This window comes from Xanthomonas sp. SHU 199 (assembly GCF_000364665.1).
Taxonomy (GTDB): domain Bacteria; phylum Pseudomonadota; class Gammaproteobacteria; order Xanthomonadales; family Xanthomonadaceae; genus Xanthomonas_A; species Xanthomonas_A sontii.
Genome location: NZ_AQOI01000105.1, coordinates 1 through 18,060, shown reverse-complemented (window position 1 = coordinate 18,060; position 18,060 = coordinate 1). Strand labels below are relative to the sequence as shown.

15 protein-coding genes and 1 pseudogene are annotated in these 18,060 nt (G+C 62.8%); 11 read left to right on the top strand and 5 right to left on the bottom strand.

Annotated features, from left to right (window positions below):
- From D183_RS0105020 to D183_RS26310, 8 genes are all read left to right on the top strand, one after another.
- A partial coding sequence (locus tag D183_RS0105020) for an FtsK/SpoIIIE domain-containing protein (protein WP_157835177.1) occupies positions 1 to 733 on the top strand: 733 nt, incomplete at its 5' end.
- Positions 723 to 1,424: a hypothetical protein gene (locus D183_RS0105015; RefSeq protein WP_017908032.1), complete on the top strand. Its 702-nt coding sequence runs from the start codon at positions 723 to 725 to the stop codon at positions 1,422 to 1,424. The genes D183_RS0105020 and D183_RS0105015, both read left to right, overlap by 11 nt.
- Positions 1,402 to 1,794, top strand: coding sequence for a nucleoside 2-deoxyribosyltransferase domain-containing protein (locus D183_RS26325; protein ID WP_081613280.1), 393 nt, complete (start codon positions 1,402 to 1,404; stop codon positions 1,792 to 1,794). Before D183_RS0105015 ends, D183_RS26325 begins: the two co-directional genes overlap by 23 nt.
- Positions 1,795 to 1,961: 167 nt before the next feature.
- Positions 1,962 to 3,002 carry a DUF4007 family protein gene (locus D183_RS0105005; protein ID WP_232757214.1) on the top strand — a complete coding sequence of 347 codons (1,041 nt, stop codon included), beginning with the start codon at positions 1,962 to 1,964 and terminating at the stop codon, positions 3,000 to 3,002.
- A complete protein-coding gene (locus D183_RS27335; protein WP_039726178.1) occupies positions 2,992 to 6,309 on the top strand; it encodes a hypothetical protein in 3,318 nt (1,105 codons plus the stop codon). Before D183_RS0105005 ends, D183_RS27335 begins: the two co-directional genes overlap by 11 nt.
- Positions 6,302 to 7,141 (top strand): phosphoadenosine phosphosulfate reductase family protein, encoded by an 840-nt coding sequence (locus D183_RS26320; protein WP_081613279.1) that lies wholly within the window; start codon positions 6,302 to 6,304, stop codon positions 7,139 to 7,141. Before D183_RS27335 ends, D183_RS26320 begins: the two co-directional genes overlap by 8 nt.
- A 33-nt stretch (positions 7,142 to 7,174) precedes the next feature.
- Positions 7,175 to 8,347, top strand: a complete 1,173-nt coding sequence (locus tag D183_RS26315; RefSeq protein WP_081613278.1) for a cysteine desulfurase family protein — start codon at positions 7,175 to 7,177, stop codon at positions 8,345 to 8,347.
- 769 nt (positions 8,348 to 9,116) lie between these two features.
- On the top strand, positions 9,117 to 9,362 hold the full coding sequence (locus D183_RS26310) for a hypothetical protein (protein ID WP_081613277.1): 246 nt from the start codon (positions 9,117 to 9,119) through the stop codon (positions 9,360 to 9,362).
- 424 nt (positions 9,363 to 9,786) lie between these two features.
- On the opposite strand, the pseudogene D183_RS27725 reads toward D183_RS26310, so the two are convergent.
- The 3 genes and pseudogenes from D183_RS27725 to ubiK all read right to left on the bottom strand — a co-directional run.
- A pseudogene (locus D183_RS27725) lies at positions 9,787 to 10,112 on the bottom strand (transposase); the annotation flags it as partial.
- 278 nt (positions 10,113 to 10,390) lie between these two features.
- Positions 10,391 to 11,494, bottom strand: a complete 1,104-nt coding sequence (locus D183_RS24030; protein WP_017908022.1) for a YifB family Mg chelatase-like AAA ATPase — start codon at positions 11,492 to 11,494, stop codon at positions 10,391 to 10,393.
- A 13-nt stretch (positions 11,495 to 11,507) separates the two neighbouring features.
- Positions 11,508 to 11,777: a ubiquinone biosynthesis accessory factor UbiK gene (gene ubiK / locus D183_RS0104955; RefSeq protein WP_017908021.1), complete on the bottom strand. Its 270-nt coding sequence runs from the start codon at positions 11,775 to 11,777 to the stop codon at positions 11,508 to 11,510.
- 176 nt (positions 11,778 to 11,953) lie between these two features.
- On the opposite strand from ubiK, the gene D183_RS0104950 reads away from it, so the two are divergent.
- Positions 11,954 to 12,292: a P-II family nitrogen regulator gene (locus D183_RS0104950; protein WP_010341856.1), complete on the top strand. Its 339-nt coding sequence runs from the start codon at positions 11,954 to 11,956 to the stop codon at positions 12,290 to 12,292.
- Between the two features lie 162 nt (positions 12,293 to 12,454).
- On the opposite strand, the gene D183_RS0104945 is transcribed toward D183_RS0104950, so the two are convergent.
- Positions 12,455 to 13,186, bottom strand: a complete 732-nt coding sequence (locus D183_RS0104945; protein ID WP_017908020.1) for a hypothetical protein — start codon at positions 13,184 to 13,186, stop codon at positions 12,455 to 12,457.
- 252 nt (positions 13,187 to 13,438) lie between these two features.
- On the bottom strand, positions 13,439 to 14,290 hold the full coding sequence (gene speE, locus D183_RS0104940; RefSeq protein ID WP_017908019.1) for a polyamine aminopropyltransferase: 852 nt from the start codon (positions 14,288 to 14,290) through the stop codon (positions 13,439 to 13,441).
- Between the two features lie 411 nt (positions 14,291 to 14,701).
- Here speE and speA point away from each other — a divergent pair, with 411 nt between their 5' ends.
- The gene (speA, locus tag D183_RS0104935; protein ID WP_017908018.1) at positions 14,702 to 16,591 is read left to right on the top strand and encodes an arginine decarboxylase; all 1,890 of its coding nucleotides are present in this window, start codon (positions 14,702 to 14,704) and stop codon (positions 16,589 to 16,591) included.
- A gap of 204 nt (positions 16,592 to 16,795) precedes the next feature.
- Complete coding sequence (locus tag D183_RS0104930) at positions 16,796 to 17,911, top strand: acyltransferase family protein (RefSeq protein ID WP_017908017.1); 1,116 nt, start codon at positions 16,796 to 16,798, stop codon at positions 17,909 to 17,911.
- Positions 17,912 to 18,060: the final 149 nt, after the last annotated feature.

Genomic DNA, 18,060 nt, shown 5'->3' with positions numbered 1-18,060 from the left:
CCCCCGGGAGCCGCATTCGCTAGTGGCGGGAGCCACGGGTAGCGGAAAGTCGGTGCTGATTCAAGCCTTGCTTCTGGACATCGCAGCGACCAACCACAAAGAGTTAGCGCAGATCATCTTAATCGACCCCAAGATGGGCGTTGACTACGCTCCTTTGGCAGACTTGCCGCACATGCGCGACGAGATCGTCACTACTAAGGAGAAAGCCAGCGAAGTTCTCGAAGCGTTGGTGCAGGAAATGGAGGATCGCTACCGTGCATTCGCTAAAGCCCGCGCGCGCGACCTTCCTACCTACAACTCCAAGGTTTCGGCAGAAGATCGCTTGCCGATGGTGTTCCTGATTCACGATGAGTTCGCAGACTGGATGCTCGATGACGCCTATAAGGGCGCTGTGGGCGCGGCTGTACAGCGCTTAGGCGTGAAGGCTCGTGCGGCCGGCATCCACTTGATCTTTGCTGCCCAGCGCCCCGACAAGGATGTGATGCCGATGCAGCTTCGCGAAAACTTGGGAAACCGCCTGATCTTGAAGGTATCCAGCGAGGCGACTTCCAAGATCGCGCTCGACCGGCCTGGAGCCGAACTGCTGCTAGGCCGTGGGCACTTGGCAGCCAAGCTCAATGGTGAGCAGGGTCTAGTCTTCGCGCAGGCTCCGTTCCTGTCCGATCAGGATATCGAAGCTGCAGTGGCTGCAATCGCCACTGGCGCGGAACGGGAGGCACTCGATGAAGGTTGAAGAAGCGGCGGACACGATAGCCAAATTTTTCAACGACTTGATCGGCGCGTGGGTGCCCGGCACTGTCTTGGCGGTCGGCTTGGTGCTAGTGCATCTAGGCCCGGTTCAACTGCAATCGATATTTAAGCTCGGCGATAAGATCACGGCGTCCCTCACATTCGCCGGTGTCCTCTTCGCGATCGGGCACACATTGCTTGCTCTTCATGAGCAGATAGTAAAGAAGCTGCTCACCAGTTTCGGGCTCGCCACGCCCTTCGATGAGGCCGGGGCAAAGATGCGGCAGTCTTATGAGTTGTTCGTCGAGCTAGTCAAAGCCCAGCAGGCAGGGGCTGGCGCGAATAACTGGGAGTACAAAGACCTGCGGAGCATGGCCCTCTCGGTTTCAACAGAGGCTGCCTCGTTGGGCCGTAGGTTCATGTTCATCTCGCTGCTTTGCAATGGCGTGGGGACTGCTCTAGCGATCCTTGCGTTGGACTTTGCAGCGTGCACCTTGCTCTTTCCCCAGTTGCTTTTTGCTTACGATCACGCTGCCCCTTGGCTCATTCAGGCAATTTTGCTCTTGGGCACTGCGTTAGTGCTGTTCAAGCACGGCGAAGTATTCTACAGCCGCGCGATGACGACTCCCTTTCCGGTCGCGGCCGCCGAGCTGAAGTTCAAGAGGGGCGCCAATGCTAATTCAACCGTCCCTTAGAAAAATCTATCTGGCTGGCGGATTCAGATCGAATTGGCAGGCTCAAGTTGCGGAACGACTAGCTGGAGCGTTTCAGCTGCTCGACCCTAGCACACACAACATCCAGGATCCTGCCGAGTACACGCGATGGGACTTGGAGGCCGTTCGCCAATCCGACATCGTTTTGGCGAACATGGAGGCCTCCAATCCTGGCGGCTATTCGCTGGCGCTGGAAGTCGGATTTGCGAAGGCCTTAGGCAAGAGGATCTTCATGGTCGATCAGGTCGAAGATCCGTTGGTGAAGCACTACTTTGAAATGGTCCGCCAATGCTCCGAGCGCGCTTTCCCGACGCTCGACGAGGCTCTCGATCATCTGTTGTTGTTGGACTAGGCAGAGTCTCGATGTCTGCCTACAAAAACTAGGAATGGCGTCCCACTTGATCCGTAGGCCGGTTACCTCTTGATCGAGCGCGGTGGCGAAAGATCGGCCAAATTCATCTCACTCTTTGCGATATCGACGCGATAGGCTGGGTGCTCACGACAGTGGGATCATCTTAAGTGTTTGATTTAATTGCGGATATTTTGTGGCCGGCAGGATTGATGCAGACGGCCTCAACTGGACGACTTGTCCAGCGCGAGGTAGCCACTGGCGGACGTCGCCAGTTAGAATGCCTCATGGCTATCGCTCGACTACCGGACAAGCTCCAATTCTCAGGGCATGAGACCTTTCCGCTGCGACAGCTCTGGCTTCGCAAGGCTTATTTCGCTGTTGCCGAGGACACCTCAGGCAACGTCTTCGGTGAAGAAGCGGCCATCCGGCGCTTTGGCGTAGGCAAGAACATGGTGTCGGCGATCCGGCATTGGGCGCTTGCGTCCGGGGTGCTCGAAGAAGGTGCAGGCAACACCTTGCAGACAGCGCCGCTCGGCGAGATGCTCTTCGGCAAGCATGCAGTAGACCCCTACCTTGAACGGCCCGCCACCGCGTGGCTTGTGCATTGGATGTTGGCAGGTATGGCTGCGCGCTCCACGACGTGGTATTGGGTCTTCAACCGCATCACGTCGCAAAGCTTTGATCGCGACGTGATCGTGCTCGCCTTGTCTCAGGTGGTGAGCGAGAAACGCAGTCGGGTCTCACTGATTACACTCAAACGCGACGTTGAAGTGTGTCTGCGTTGTTACCTCACACGACGGGACGGGAAGGAAGTGGACGATGCCGCTGAGCCACTGCTGGCCGAGCTGTCATTGATCACAGAAGGACCCTCGGGCACTTTCCAGTTCCGTCGCGGACCCAAGCCAAATTTGCCCGATGCTTTGTTCGCTTTCGCGTTGAGTCAATTCTGGGATCGCTGGGAGGAGGCGACCGGCTCATCGCAGAACACGCTGTCATTTGAAGCCATCGCGCACGACTTCGGCTCGCCGGGACGGGTCTTTAAGCTGGATGAAGCTTCGGTCGCAGAGCGACTGATGAGCCTGGAAGAAGTGTCAGATGGTGCGATGGTCTGGACGGACAGCGCAGGCTTGCGTCAAATCAGTCGTCCTAATGGTCGTTTGGACCCGCGCTCCGCTATGAAGTTGCTGCGGAGGGCTTATGCGCGCTGACCTGGCATCACAGGTTCGTGTTAAAGCGAAATTTCAGCGCTCGGTGCGGTTGGATGCGGACTTTGACCAATCGGACGCCTTAGACGGCTACGTCTTGCAGGCAAGCCCACGTCATGCGCTGGAAGTAGTGGCAAAGCATGTTGCCCAGACTCAGCAACGGGCTTTCACCTGGACGGGTCCCTATGGCGGCGGCAAGTCCTCCCTAGCTTTGGCTCTGGCAGCGCTTGCGGGTGGCGATATATCTGGGCGCCGCAAAGCTAAGGAGATCCTTCTGGTCCATCCCAACGAGCCGATCGCCCATGTCTTTGGCAGCCGAAAGCCTTGGTTGGTCCTTCCCGTGGTAGGTCGCCGCGCGTCGGTGGAAGACGCGATCGGCGATGCGCTGGACACGCATGCGCCCGTGCGTGGTCGACGCCCCATGCGCGATGGTCGGCGCGACATCATTGCTGAGCTGGCGCGACGCGCAGAGACAGGTGAGCACGGCGGTGTGCTGCTAATCCTCGATGAACTGGGTAAGTTCTTGGAAGCAGCGGCTTCAACGGGGGACGACATCTTCTTCTATCAGGAACTCGCCGAAGCTGCGAGCCGAAGCAATGGCAGGTTCGTTGTAGTGGGTGTACTCCACCAATCCTTTGAACAATATGCCTCTAGGTTTGGACGGGAAGTGCGCGAAGAATGGGCCAAGGTTCAGGGCCGCTATGTCGATATCCCGATTGTAGCTGGCACTGATGAAGTTCTGGATCTGATTGGGCGCGCGATCGAGACAAAAGTGGCGCATCCAAAATCGCAGCGAGTGTCCAAGCACATTGCCGCTTCCATCCAGCGCCGCCGCCCCTCTTCACCGACCAATCTTGCTGAGGCTCTGGATAAGTGCTGGCCGCTGCATCCAGTCACGGCCGCGTTGTTGGGACCAAGCTCGCGTCGCAAGTTCGGCCAGAACGAGCGTAGTGTTTTTGGCTTTCTTACTTCCGCTGAACCTCTTGGATTTCGCGATTTCCTAGCTGGTGGGGAATGGGATGTCCCTGAGGTCTACTACACCCCCGCGATGTTTTGGAATTACCTGCGGGCCAACCTCGAAAGCGCAATTTTGAATTCACCTGACGGACATCGTTGGGCGATTACTGCCGAGGCGGTTGAGCGCGTCGAAGCGCGTTTTGATGAGCCGCATGTCTCACTAGTGAAAACTGCTGGGCTGATCGAGTTGTTCCGTAATGGGTCCGGTGTCTCGGCTGAAACGGACGTCCTGGCCGACTGTGTGCTTGGTTGGACCAGAAAGGAAGTTGAAAGCGCGCTGAATGATTTGGCCCGAGCGAGTGTGCTCATCTACCGCAAGCATACGGGCGCTTGGGGCGTATTTGCGGGTAGCGATTTCGACATCGAGGCATCGGTCTCTGCAGCACTACAAACGATTGGCTCAGTTGACTTTGAGCAGCTCAAAGCCATAGCTCCGCTTCCTGCGGTTTCGGCTCGTCGTCACTACGTTGACACGGGCACTCTCAGGTGGTTTGAGCGAGAAGTTGTGCCGGCTTCTGACGCAAAACGTCGCATGCCGGATCGTAAGAGTGCCGCGCGGGTAGGTCGGTTCGTGCTGCTCCTGCCCACGGCTGAGATGTCCGATGCCAAGGCTGACAAGCTTGCGGCAGAGCTCTCGCAGCAAGCCGATAGTGGAGAGGTCATTTTCTACGGCGTTCCACATGGCCAGAGCGGCATCATGGAGCGTGCCGCAGAGTTGGCGGCATTGGAGTACGTAGCCAAGAACAAGCCTGAGCTGGAAGGCGACTCGGTGGCTCGGCGTGAAGTTGAGGCACGCCTGCGGCAAGTGCGATCAGACCTGGCCGGCGACCTGTCCGAGGCATTTGGAGACGCGCACTGGTATTGTGCTGGTCGTCGCTTCAAATCGGATGCTTCGCACGGACTATCGCCACTGGCTAGTGCAGTGTGCGGTGAGGCATTCGGGGGAACCCCGGTTATCCACAGCGAGTTGGTCAACCGTGATGCACTCTCGTCCAGCGCAGCCAAGGCGCAACGGAACTTGCTCCACCGCATGCTGAATTTCGGTTCCGAAGCGCGGCTGGGATATGAAGGCTTTCCAGCGGATGCAGGTCTTTACTACACTATCGTGGCTGAACTTGGTATGCACGCCAAGGTGGGCGCGAATTGGGGGTTCCATTCGCCTGACCGGAACAAGGGCCCACGTTCGGAGTCGCTTGTTGCGCTCTGGGCGGCCACTACTGAAATGCTTGAACAGGCAAGTGATGCCGTCTCGCTTGCTGATGTATATGCGCTATGGCGCAAGGCGCCCTTTGGTTTAAAGCATGGCGTGATGCCCATCATTGCACTGAGCTTCTTGCTTGCCAATCGCAGCCGAGTTGCAGTCTATGTGGAAGGTACATTCACGGCCGAGCTGACCGATGCCAACGTGGATGAGTGGTTGCAAGATCCTAAGCGCATTTCCTGGAAATGGGTGCGGGTAGATGCTTCCGCAAAGCGTTTGCTTGGACGGCTTGCTGATCAGCTGGAAGTTGCTGTGGGTCGTCCCGTATCGGCTGATCCTTTGGACTCGGCGCGCGCACTAGTATCCCAGGCCCTTGCGTTGCCCGCCTGGACACAGCGCACTGCACGGGTGTCGGAGCGCGCGCGCGCGGTCCGCACGCTGCTGTTGCGCGCCTCCGACCCGATCAAGGTCATCTTCTCGGACTTGCCCGAGATGCTGGGGACACACGATGCCGATTTACTCGTGTCGCGCATCGGCGAAGTGGTGAAGGAGTTGGAAGGTGCCTATCCGACATCGCTACGTGCTTTGGAAGGACAGTTGTTCGCCGCCCTTGATCACCAGGGCGATTTCAAGCGGTTGGCGCAACGCGCTTTGGTCGTGCAAGGCATCACAGGAAATTTCCAGCTTGATGCGTTTGCAAGCCGCTTGAAGACCTATAACGGCACGTTGCCTGACATCGAAGGCATGATTTCGCTTGCCGTGAGCAAGCCACCTATGGGCTTCACCGATCACGATCTGGATGGCGCTGTTATTCAGCTTGCCAAGTGGGCGTTCGAATTTCGCCAGGTAGAAGCACTTGCCATGGTCCAAGGGCGCGATGCGTCCCGTCAAGCACTTGCCGTAGTCTTCGGTGGCGGCCAAACCGTGTCGCATGTGTTCGACGTGAGTGTGCAGGAGAAGAAGGTGGTCTCGGCTTTAGCCAAGCGTCTTTTGGAAGCATCGGGCGGCAAGATCAAGCCTGATATCTTTTTGGCGGCTTTGGTGGAGGCGGGCACAGAGCTGCTTCGGCAGCGGGAAGGTAGTGATGACTGAGCGGCACGTATTGGGCTTGTCAGGTGGAAAGGACAGTGCCGCTTTGGCTGTCTATATGCGACTACATCACCCTGAACTGGACATCCAATACTTTTTCACCGACACCGGCAAGGAACTCAAAGAGGTCCACGAGTTTCTGGGGAAGCTAGAAGGGTTCCTTGGGCGTCCTATTCAGCGCCTTAACCCCGATAGAGACTTTGACTTCTGGTTGCGCGAATATGGAAATTTCCTACCCTCTCCCCGCACTCGCTGGTGTACAAGGCAGCTAAAACTGGCGCCGTTTCGGGAATGGATCAAGCCTTGGCTAGCTGCGGGCGACACAGTACATAGCTATGTTGCTATACGTGCGGATGAGGCCCATCGCGAGGGTTATGATTCAGCGCACGAAAACCTAACGGTACATCTGCCATTTCGTACCGCGGCGGTAGACCATGCGGGCGTCCTTGAGCTCCTGGACGGCGCGGGCATTGGGTTGCCTCGCTATTACGACTGGCGTTCTCGTAGTGGCTGCACCTTTTGTTTTTTCCAGCAAAAGATCGAATGGGTTAGGCTTAAAGAGCGGCATCCAGAGGCGTTTGAAGAAGCCAAGCGATATGAGAAGAATGCCTTAGAGCATGGTTCACCGTTCACTTGGAGCGACAGCGAGTCGCTGACTGAGTTGGAACGGCCTGAGCGCATCGCGGCTATCAAGAATGAGCATGAGCGACGAAGGGCGCGGGCAAGAGCGCGGGTGAAGCCAAATCCGCTGCGGCCTGCTGGATGTCAGCCCGAGGGCTTGGAGTTTGAAGAAGCGTTCTCGGCTAGCAAGGCTTGCTTGGTATGCCACAAGTAGGTCCCTAATTAGAGAAGTTCATCTGGAGGCAATGTGAGCGGCCGACGTCCTCTGTATCTCGATCACAATGCAAGCACGCCTCCTCGCCCCGAAGTTGTGGACGCGATGCTGCCCTGGCTTCGAGAGCAGCACGCCAACCCACATTCGGATCACATCCACGGACGCTTAGCTGCGAGGGCAGTCGAGCAAGCCGGACACTCGGTCGCTCGGCTCATTGGGGCATCGCCGGAGGAGATCATCTTCACCTCCGGGGCGACGGAGGCAAGCAATCTTGCCTTGCAAGGCTATCTACGTGGGCGCGCAGACGTGGGCGCACTCATTTACAGCGCAATAGAGCATCCTTGCGTCAGAGAAGTCGCGATCGCCCTGAGTGAGCTTGGCGCGCGGGTTCAGGAGGTCGAGGTCGACCGTCAAGGACACATCGATCCTTTGGCGATTGGCCAGGCGATTATGCTCGCGGGACGGGTGCGTTCGCTGGTATCAGTGATTCACGCCAACAATGAAATAGGCACGGTCCAAGCGATTGCGCCACTAGCCGCCGCTGCGCATGCGCATGGTGCGCTGTTCCACTTGGACGTCAGCCAGAGCTTGGCCTGGCTCGACATCGACGTGAGCGAGGGGATAGACCTCGCCACGCTCTCCTCACACAAGATCGGTGGGCCAGCAGGTATCGGAGCGCTGTTTGTGGCCGATGGTTTGAAGAATGAGCTGACTCCACTTATTCATGGCGGTGGTCAGCAAGGTGGACTACGCTCAGGAACCATTCCGGTCTTCCTAGCAGTGGGCTTTGGCGCGGCGTGCGACTTGGTGTCCGTTGAACGAGCCAGGCGCATTCTAGCGGCAGAGCGTGCTGCTAACGCGTTCACACGTGTACTGACAGATGGCGGAGTGACTTTCGAGATCATGGGATCAACACGGAGCAGCCTACCGGGGCTTAGGAGCATCCGTTTTCCTGGCACCGAGGCGCGCGATCTCCTAGATCGCCTGCAAACTGAACTGTCTGCATCGCCCTCATCGGCATGTGCCTCTGGTGACTTCAAAGCGTCTCATGTGCTTAGGGCAATTGGCATGAATGAGGTAGAGGCGATGCAGGTCATTCGCTTTGGGTTTAGCAGCACTACTTCGGTTCAAGATGCTGAGATAGCCGCACAGCATGTCAGCAGCGCTTTGATGTCTACGTCTAGGGCCGAATCCATTGTGATCTAGCCGTGTGCCCTGGCGGCAACGAACGGTCGATGTCGTGGGTCTTATCAGCGTGCAGTTTGCCTGGCTAACGTTGTGGGTGCCCTGGCTTGCCGGCGATCGGCGGCCGGGCGGCCAGTGTGGCCGGCTGCAGAGCCATTGCGTCGACCAGCTGCAGCACCAGGAAGCATCGCTGGGCATTCCTGCGGCCGCAGCTAGGCCGCTTGTTCGATGTCGGCGGCGCTGGCCAGCTCGGCGATCAGGCGGCTCCAGGCTGGTACAGATGCCGGCATTCAACGTACGCCAAGGGGGATAGCAGTCGCGGTCACAAACTGCTGCACCTTTCTGGGCAGCGGCGACCTGCAAATCCACCGCGCCAATCAGTTGCAGGACAGCTAAGGTAGCGCAGACGCGTCAATCCAGCTGCCGCGGCCAGGCTGCATGCTCGACGCCGACGGCTTGGCCACTCGGTGAGGTAAAGAGGGGCGCCAGCTGCGGCACCAAGATATCACCCCTTCCCTTTCTTAGGTAAAGCTATAGGCGCCAACACCCCCTAAGGACTAGTGCGAGCACAGCTGGAGTTAGACAATGCCCTGAGTCAGGGCCAACTGTGAACTTATGTTGTTGATATAAAAGGACTTTTTTCTAGAAAACTAAAGTTGAACTAATTTTCGACTAAACCTGATTGCGGGGCAACAAAAAAGAGGGTATGCTTCTTTCCGTCACCGACCTTCCTGCAAGAAGTTACATCGGTGACAAACCGAAACCATAGCCCTCTGAGGAGGATAGTAACATGTCCAAAGAAAGTCGTGAACAGGCCTACCGCATCAAAGAACTTGAGCGGAAAGTGAAAGGACTTCAACAGCAGGTTGGCATCATCAACTCTGTCAGCAACGCTCGCCACAAATCTGCCGAAAAACGCATCCGGGATCTGGAAATCAAGGATGCGGTTGCCCGCGGAGCCCCTCAGAAGGATGTGGCAAAGATCTTTTGCATCAGTGCTGGTCGTGTCAGCCAGATCGTCAAAAAGGTCGCCTGACGCAGCTTGATTCAGAGAAACCCGGCTTAGGCCGGGTTTTTTGTTTTTGACAGAAGTTGCAATTGATAGAGTTGGCGGCCGATGCGACCTGTAGCAGGATGGCCATGCGTGCCCACGATAGTTGCAGCGCATGGCCATGCAGCTCAGTGCCGACGTGGACCGTGGCAATCCGCATGCCGAGGACTTGCATTCCGACGATCAAGCCTGAGTCTTCCGTTCAATGGCGGCGTTGCACTCACGTCACGGGTGATAGATGTCCAGCCACCAGCTGCAGCACTAGGTCGGGCAAGGCAGGATAGTGTGGCCACCCTGCAGGTCCACTGCGCCGACCAGATGCAGCGCCAGGGAAGTGCGGGCTGGGCATTTCAGCAGCCTCGGCCGGTCGTGTGCTCGATGCCGGCGTGGCTGGCCGGCTCGGCGATCAGACAGCTACAGCGTCCAGGTTGGCTCGGCTCAGATCCAGCTTGTCGGCTCGCCGCAATTGGGCCAGCAGGACTCGATGCAAGCGACGCCAGACGCTGGCGGCCCGCCAGTCTCGCAACCGGGGCCAACAGGTCATGCCGCTGCCGTAGCCCAATTCCAGAGGCAGTTCTTCCCATGGATGCCAGTACGCAGGACATAGACGATGCCGTTGAGAGTTTGCTGATCGCTCACGCAATGCAGCACTCCTTTGGGCGAGGGCTTTACTGACGGGACTAGCGGTTCGATGCGCTTCCACAGCGTGGCGGGGACATCCTTGCGACGAGCCATGCCGCCAATTTTGCCACCTGCAAATCTGTGTTCAACTAGGTGTTGTTAGCGACTCTAAGCCCCGTGGATGCTGTAAAGGAGGGCAGGTTAGATCAGGCACCTGGTCGCCTGTTAGATGCGGGGCGTCGCTCCAGCGAAATCCCCCAAACCCACTTTCTCACAAAGCCTGGGGCGGCTAGGCTGAGAAAGATACGAGACGTAGGCGCTTGGCTTTCAATCCTTGCTAGAGCTTCATGCCCACTTGGTGGTGGTTTGACCGAGAGTCTCCAAGCTAGGAATTAAGTTCTCGGCGTAATTTCAGCCTCTAACAGACGTATGACGCACTCAGAATATATGCTAGTACCCATTAGGATCATCGCCGCCACCAGTTGGAAGCGCGCGGGAAACTCGGCGCTGCGCGCCGCGCGCGACACGGTCACCTGGCCCGATTCCAGCGGCTCGCGCAGCACTTCCAGCGCATGCCGGTTCCACTCCGGCAGTTCGTCCAGGAACAGCACGCCGTGGTGCGCCAGCGAGATCTCGCCCGGGCGCGGATGAGTGCCGCCGCCGACCAGCGACACCGCGCTGGCGGTGTGGTGCGGTGCGCGGTAGGGGCGTTGCCGCCAGCGCGCCGGGTCCACACCGCGGCCGCTGACTGAAGCGATGGCAGCGCTCTCCAGGGCCTCGGCTTCACTGGCCTCGGGCAGGATCCCGGGCAGGCGCGAGGCCAGCAGGGTCTTGCCGCAGCCGGGGCTGCCGATCAGCAACAGGTGGTGATGCCCGGCCGCGGCGATCTCCAGGGCGCGCCGCGCCTGCGCCTGGCCGCGCACGTCGCTCAGGTCGGGAAAGGGCGCGGCGACCGTGGGCGGCGCGGTGGCCGCGGGCAGGGTCTTGCTGCCGTTGAGCAATCCACAGACTTCCAGCAGGGTGCGTGCGGTGTAGGCCTGCACGTGTTGCGCCAGTGCGGCCTCGGCGCCGTTGTCGGCCGGGACGATCAGGGTGCGCCCAGCCTGGGCGGCGGCCAGTGCGGCCGGCAGGACGCCGTCGACCGGGCGCAGTTCGCCGGTCAAGGCCAGTTCACCGAGGAATTCGTACTGGCCGAGCACCTGCGGGTCGAGCTGGCCGGCGGCGGCGAGGATGCCCAGCGCGATCGGCAGGTCGAAGCGACCGCCCTCCTTGGGCAGGTCGGCCGGCGCCAGGTTGACGGTGATCCGCCGTGCCGGAAATTCGTACTGCGCGCAGAGCAGGGCGGCGCGGACGCGATCGCGCGACTCGCGTACCGCCGCCTCGGGCAGGCCGACGATCTGCGTGGTCGGCAGGCCGCCGGACAGATGGACTTCGACCCGAACCGGAGGCGCAAGCACCCCCGCGCGGGCACGGCTGTGCACCAGCGCCAGGCTCATGGTGGCGGGTGGATCAGGCGGTGGGGCTGGGCGACTGCCCGCTGCGTGCCGCTTCCAGCGCGGCGACGCTGCGCTCCAGCGCTTCGAGCTTCTCGCGGGTGCGCAGCAGCACTGCGCGCTGCACTTCGAATTCCTCGCGGGTGACCAGGTCGAGCTTGCCCAGCCCGGCCTGCAGCGCGCTCTTGAAGGTGCTCTGCAGTTCGTCGCGGGACTGGCGCAGGCCCGGCGGCACCAGATCGCTGAGGCGGCGGGCGAGGTCGTCGAGATGGTTGAGGTCGATCATGGCTGTGCTCCGGCAGGTGGCGTCAGACTGCGGTATCCGGCGGGTCGGGACCATCGGGATCGGACGCGGCGCGCTGTCGGAAAATTCCGGCGTTGGGGGCGCGCGGCCATTGAACCCGACGGCCGTCGATCGCGCAACCGCGCTATCCTGAGGCCATTGTGATTGGAGAACGCCGCATGAAGATGATCATGGCCGTGATCAAGCCGTTCAAGCTCGACGACGTGCGCGAGGCGCTCGCCGCGCAGGGCGTGGCCGGCATCACCGTCACCGAGGTCAAGGGCTTCGGCCGGCAGAAGGGCCACACCGAGCTGTATCGCGGCGCCGAGTACGTGGTCGATTTCCTGCCCAAGGTGAAACTGGAAGTGGCGGTCAGCGAGGACCAGGTCGAGCGCGTGGTCGAGGCCATCGTCAAGGCCGCCGCCACCGGCAAGATCGGCGACGGCAAGGTGTTCGTCTACGACCTGGGCACGGTGGTGCGGATCCGCACCGGCGAACTGGACGCGGACGCGCTGTAACGCAGTCACCGCGCCTGCATCGCCGTGGCATGGACGGTGTCGTGTAGGAGCGGTTTCAGCCGCGATGGGCGTTCCCGATAGAACCTGTCGCGGCTGAAACCGCCCCTACAGGCGTGGCGGGCCAGTTGGATAGGTCAGGCACGCTGCGCGTCAGCCGGCGACTCAGACGCCGCCGTAGCCGCGGCCGAGGGTGAGCCAGAACGTCGCAACCACCACCACCGCCACGACGACCGTGGCGCGGCTGGACGGTAGCGGCAGTGGCGCGCGCGACCGGCGCGACAGCGCGATGACCACCAGGCCGATCGGTGCCAACAGGCCTTCCTGCGCCGCCTCGCGCAGTGCCGGCAGCACCGGCCCGGCATGGAACAGCACGCTCACGCAGGCCACCGTGCCGGCAGTGGCGTAGGCCGCCAGCATTGGCCTGCCTTTCGGCAGCCACGGGGCGATGGCGCGCAGCACCTGCAGATACAGCCAGGCACCGGCCAGTCCCATCCCCAGCCGCCAGACCCAGGCCGGCTGCAGGGCGAGATCGCGCAGGACGAAGGCGAGGTCCCCGTCATTGGTGACCGCGGAGAACAGCAGGTAGCCGGCGCCCCACAGTCCGTTGAAGGCGGCGATCAGCGCGAGCGCCAGGCGCGGCGTGTCCGCGCGACGGCGGCGTGCCGCCAGGATGCAGGCTGCGGCCACGCATAGATTCGCCAGCGGGCCGGCGGCATCGACGAAGGGGCGCCCGGGCTGGCAGCGGAAGTACACCGACGTGAGCCAGCGGACGGTGCCGCCGCTGCCCAGGCAGGCCAGGCCATGGCCCACCGCTTCGTGGGCGACGCAGGCGACGACGAAGCCGATCGCGGCCAGCGCGCACAGGGTCCACGGCGACGTCGTCTGGGAGCGCATGGCAGGCTCGCGGTGTGTGCGATGGAGGCCGGCGCATCGTCGCACGCGCGGGCCATGGCGTGCGGCATCGTTTGGCGCCTACAGCGCGCGATCGCGGCAACCGGCGAGGCGATGCCATGCGCGATGCAGCGCGCCTGTCGATGCGGATGCGCACGCGTTGGGGGCCGGCCTTGCCGAGGGCCCCGACAGCGCCGGCGCTCCGCGGCATCGGCGCACGTCAGGCGCGCGCCGATGCCGACGGAGGACGGTGCCTTAGCCGCCCAGCGCCTCGGCCACGAACGGCGGCAGCACCTGGGTGCCGGTGTGCAGGTGCGCGCTGTAGTAGCGGGTGGCGAACGGCTTGGCCGCGGCGTCGTCCTGGCGGAAGTCGAAGCCGCCCTGCTTGCGCGCCATGGTCACGCTCCACCAGCCGGTCGGGTAGCACGGCTGCGGGAACGGCACGGTGTGGAAGCTGGCGAAGCCGGCCTTGCCCATTTCCGTGCGCATTTCCTTGATCAGGTCCAGCAGCGCCAGCGGCGACTCGGACTGCTGCACCAGGATGCCGTCGTCCTTCAGCGCCTTGAAGCAACTCTCGTAGAAGGCCTTGTTGAACAGGCCTTCGGCCGGGCCGACCGGGTCGGTGGAGTCGACGATGACGATGTCCACGCTGCCGGCCGGGCAGTTGGCCATGTAGGCCACGCCGTCGTCGAACAGCAACTCGGCGCGCGGGTCGTTGTTGGAGTCGCACAGTTCCGGGAAGTACTTCTCGGCCATGCGCGTGACCTGCTCGTCGATGTCGCACTGGGTGGCGCTTTCCACGCCCGGGTGCTTGAGCACTTCGCGCAGGGTGCCGCAGTCGCCGCCGCCGATGATCACCACGCGCTTGGGCGCGGCGTGGGTGAACAGCGCCGGGTGGCTGATCATCTCGTGGTAGAAGAAGTTGTCGCGCGTGGTCAGCATCACCGCGCCGTCGATCACCATCAGCTTGCCCCAGTCGGTGGTGTCGTAGATCTCGATCTTCTGGAACGGCGACTGCACCTCGTCCAGCTTGCCGGTGATGCGGTAGCCGATGGCCGAGCCGGTGGGCTGGAAGTGTTCGATGTACCAGTTGTCGTTGGCGCTCATGGAATGTCCTAGGAAAGCAAAAAGAATGCAGCGTTTCCTTCTCCCCCGGGAGAAGGTGGCGCGAAGCGCCGGATGAGGGTCGGGCGCAGCCTCATGCAGCCAAGCCACGCGACGCTGTTACCGTACCTCGCCGGATGAGGGTCGGGCGCAGCCTCATGCAGCCAGGTCACACGAGGCTGTTACGACACCTCCCCGGATGAGGGCCGGGCGCAGCACGTGCAGCCAAGCTACCCGATGCTGTCGCCGCACCCTCCGGACGCGGCCCCGCGCACTCAAGCCACACCAGGCGCCCGCGAACCCGGCCCGGCTCCACCAGGAGCCGAGGGCGTCGGAACGGCGCGGATTGTAACGGACCCCACGCGTAGCAGGGGTTACAATCCACGCCCTTTTTCCCTCAGCCGAGCCGCCACGATGAGCGATTGGTCCCTCGACCAAGCCCGCAAGACCTACTCGATCCCGCACTGGGCCGACGGGTACTTCGACGTGGACGCGGCCGGCCGGGTGGTGGTGCGGCCGCAGGGCGCCGACGGCGTGGCGATCGCGCTGCCGGAGGTGGTGGACGCCGCGCGCGCGGCCGGGGCCAAGCTGCCGATGCTGGTGCGCTTCCCGGACATCCTCGGCGAGCGCCTGGGCAAGCTGCAGGCCGCTTTCGCCCAGGCCCAGGCCGACTGGGACTACAGCGGCGGCTACACCGCCGTGTACCCGATCAAGGTCAACCAGCACCGCGGCGTGGCCGGCACCCTGGCCAGCCACCAGGGCGAGGGCTTCGGCCTGGAGGCGGGCAGCAAGCCGGAACTGATGGCGGTGCTGGCGCTGTCGCGGCCGGGCGGGCTGATCGTGTGCAACGGCTACAAGGACCGCGAGTACATCCGTCTGGCGCTGATCGGGCGCAAGCTCGGGCTGCAGACCTTCATCGTCATCGAGAAGCCGTCGGAGCTGAAGCTGGTGCTGGAGGAGGCGCGCGCGCTGGACGTGAAGCCGGGCCTGGGCGTGCGCATGCGCCTGGCCTCGCTGGGCGCGGGCAAGTGGCAGAACAGCGGTGGCGACAAGGCCAAGTTCGGGCTGTCGCCGCGGCAGGTGCTGGACCTGTGGAAGACCCTGCGCGACACCGAATACGCCGACGCGCTGAACCTGCTGCACTTCCACATGGGGTCGCAGATCTCCAACGTGCGCGACATCGCCAACGGCATGCGCGAGGCCACCCGCTACTTCGTCGAGCTGTCCAAGCTGGGCGCGAAGATCAGCCACGTCGACGTCGGCGGCGGCCTGGGCATCGACTACGAAGGCACCCGCTCGCGCAGCTATTGCTCGATCAACTACGGCCTGCATTCCTACGCCAGCAACATCGTGCAGCCGCTGGCCAGCGCCTGCGAAGAGCACGGCCTGGCGCCGCCGCGCATCGTCACCGAGTGCGGGCGCGCGATGACCGCGCACCACGCCGTGCTGATCGCCAACGTGTCCGAGGTGGAGCAGGCGCCGGAAGGCCGCGTGCCCGACGCGCACGATGACGAACCGGCGGCGATCCGCCACCTGCGCGAGATCCATGCCGAACTGGACCAGCGCCCGGCGGTGGAACTGTTCCAGGAGGCGCAGCATTTCCATGCCGAAGGCCTCAGCGGCTACGCCCTGGGCCAGATCGACCTGACCCATCGCGCGCGCATCGACGACCTGTTCTACGCCATCGCCCATGGCGTGCGGGCGCGGCTCAGCCATGAGGAAAAGAGCCACCGTCCGGTGCTGGACGAGCTCAACGAGCGTCTGGTCGACAAGTACTTCGTCAACTTCAGCGTGTTCGAATCGATTCCCGACGTGTGGGCGATCGACCAGGTGTTCCCGATCGTGCCGATCGAGCGCCTGAACGAGGCGCCGGCGCGGCGCGGCGTGGTCTGCGACATGACCTGCGATTCCGACGGCATGGTCAAGACCTACGTCGAGAACGAAAGCCTGGACAGCTCGCTGCCGCTGCACGCGCTGCGCCCGGGCGAGAGCTACCGCATCGGCTTCTTCCTGGTCGGCGCCTACCAGGAGATCCTCGGCGACATCCACAACCTGTTCGGCGACACCGACGCGGTGGAAGTGGCGGTGGACGGCGACGGCTACCGCATCGCCCAGCAGCGCCGCGGCGACACCACCGACGTGATGCTGGACTACGTCGGCTACCGCCTGGACGACCTGCGCGCCGCCTACGCCGAACGCGTCGCCGCCGCTCAGTTGCCGGCCGCGCAGGCCACGGAACTGGCCGATGCGCTCGAGGCCGGCCTGACCGGCTACACCTACCTGTCGGACGAACCGCTGGGCTGACAGCGCGCGACCCACGCAAGCCCCTCTCCCCCCGGGAGAGGGGTTGGGGTGAGGGTACGCCCGTGCACGCAATCTTGGGGTTGGCCGCCTGGCGCCGCGGCTTGCATCTTCCAGGCGCGATCGCTTGGGCGTCGATAGACGGCTGCTGCCGCAACCGGCGATGCAACCAGTAAGCTGCGCGCTCCCCACCGCCACCGTCCCACGATGCGCTATCCCGGCCTCGACCTGCTGCGCGCCACCGCCATCGTCTGGGTGATGTTGTTCCACTCCTTCGTGGTCGGCGGGCTGGGCCCGGATTGGGAGTGGCTGTCGCGCGATGGCTGGATGGGCGTGGACCTGTTCTTCGTGCTCAGCGGCTTTTTGATCGGCGGCCAGGTACTGGCGCCGCTGGCCCGCGGCGAGCGGCTGCGCTACGGCGAGTTCTACCGGCGGCGCGCCTACCGCATCCTGCCGGCGTACGCAGTGGTGCTGGCGTTGTACCTGGCATGGCCCGGCTTCCGCGAAGCGCCCGGGATCGCGCCGTGGTGGCTGTTCGCCAGTTTCACCCTCAACCTGGGCATCGACTACGCCAACCAGCAGGCGTTCTCGCATGCCTGGTCGCTGTGCGTGGAAGAGCACTTCTACCTGGTGTTTCCGCTGCTGGCGGCGTGGCTGCTGCGGCGGCCATCGGCGCCGCGTTTCGTGGCGCTGTGCGTGGCCGTGGTGCTGGCCGGCATCGCCCTGCGCAGTGCGATCTGGATGCACGACAGCGCGCTGGATCGCATCGGTGCCGGGCTGCAGCGCAACTGGTTCATCGAGGATCTCTACTACCCCACCTGGAACCGCCTGGACGGCCTGCTGGCGGGAGTGGCGCTGGCGGTGCTGAAGACCTTCCGGCCGCAGCACTGGCAGCGGCTGCAGCGTCACGCCAGCGTCGTGGCGCTTGCCGGCATCGTGGTCTGTGCGCTGGCGATGTGGCTGTTCCGCGACCGCACCGGCCTGCTCGGCAATACCATCGGCTGGCCGGTGCTGTCGTTGGGACTGGCGCTGCTGGTCGGCGCCGGCGCCTCCACCCAGGGATGGCTGGGGCGCTGCCGAGTGCCGGGCGCGGCCTGGCTGGCCGCGGTGTCCTACAGCCTGTACCTGAGCCACAAGGCGGCGTTCCATCTGACCCAGGCGTGGTTCGGCGCGCTGCTGGACGGGCGTGGCCCGCTCGCCTTCGCCGTCTATGCCGGCATGGCGCTGCTGTTCGCGGCTGTCCTGCACTACGCGGTGGAGCAGCCGTTCCTGCGCCTGCGCGAGCGGCGCGGCGCTCCGGCTGTCGCGACCGCGCATGGTTGAACGCAAGGTTTCCGAGACCGTGACCAGCGGCGGCGCCACATGCTCGCCGGCGTCCTGATCGCCAGGAGGATGCCCTGCAAGGGCGGCAAGTAAGCGCGCGGGGCGCCTCAGCCATCCCCGACCAGCGCTGCATGCGCCGCCTGCAGGCG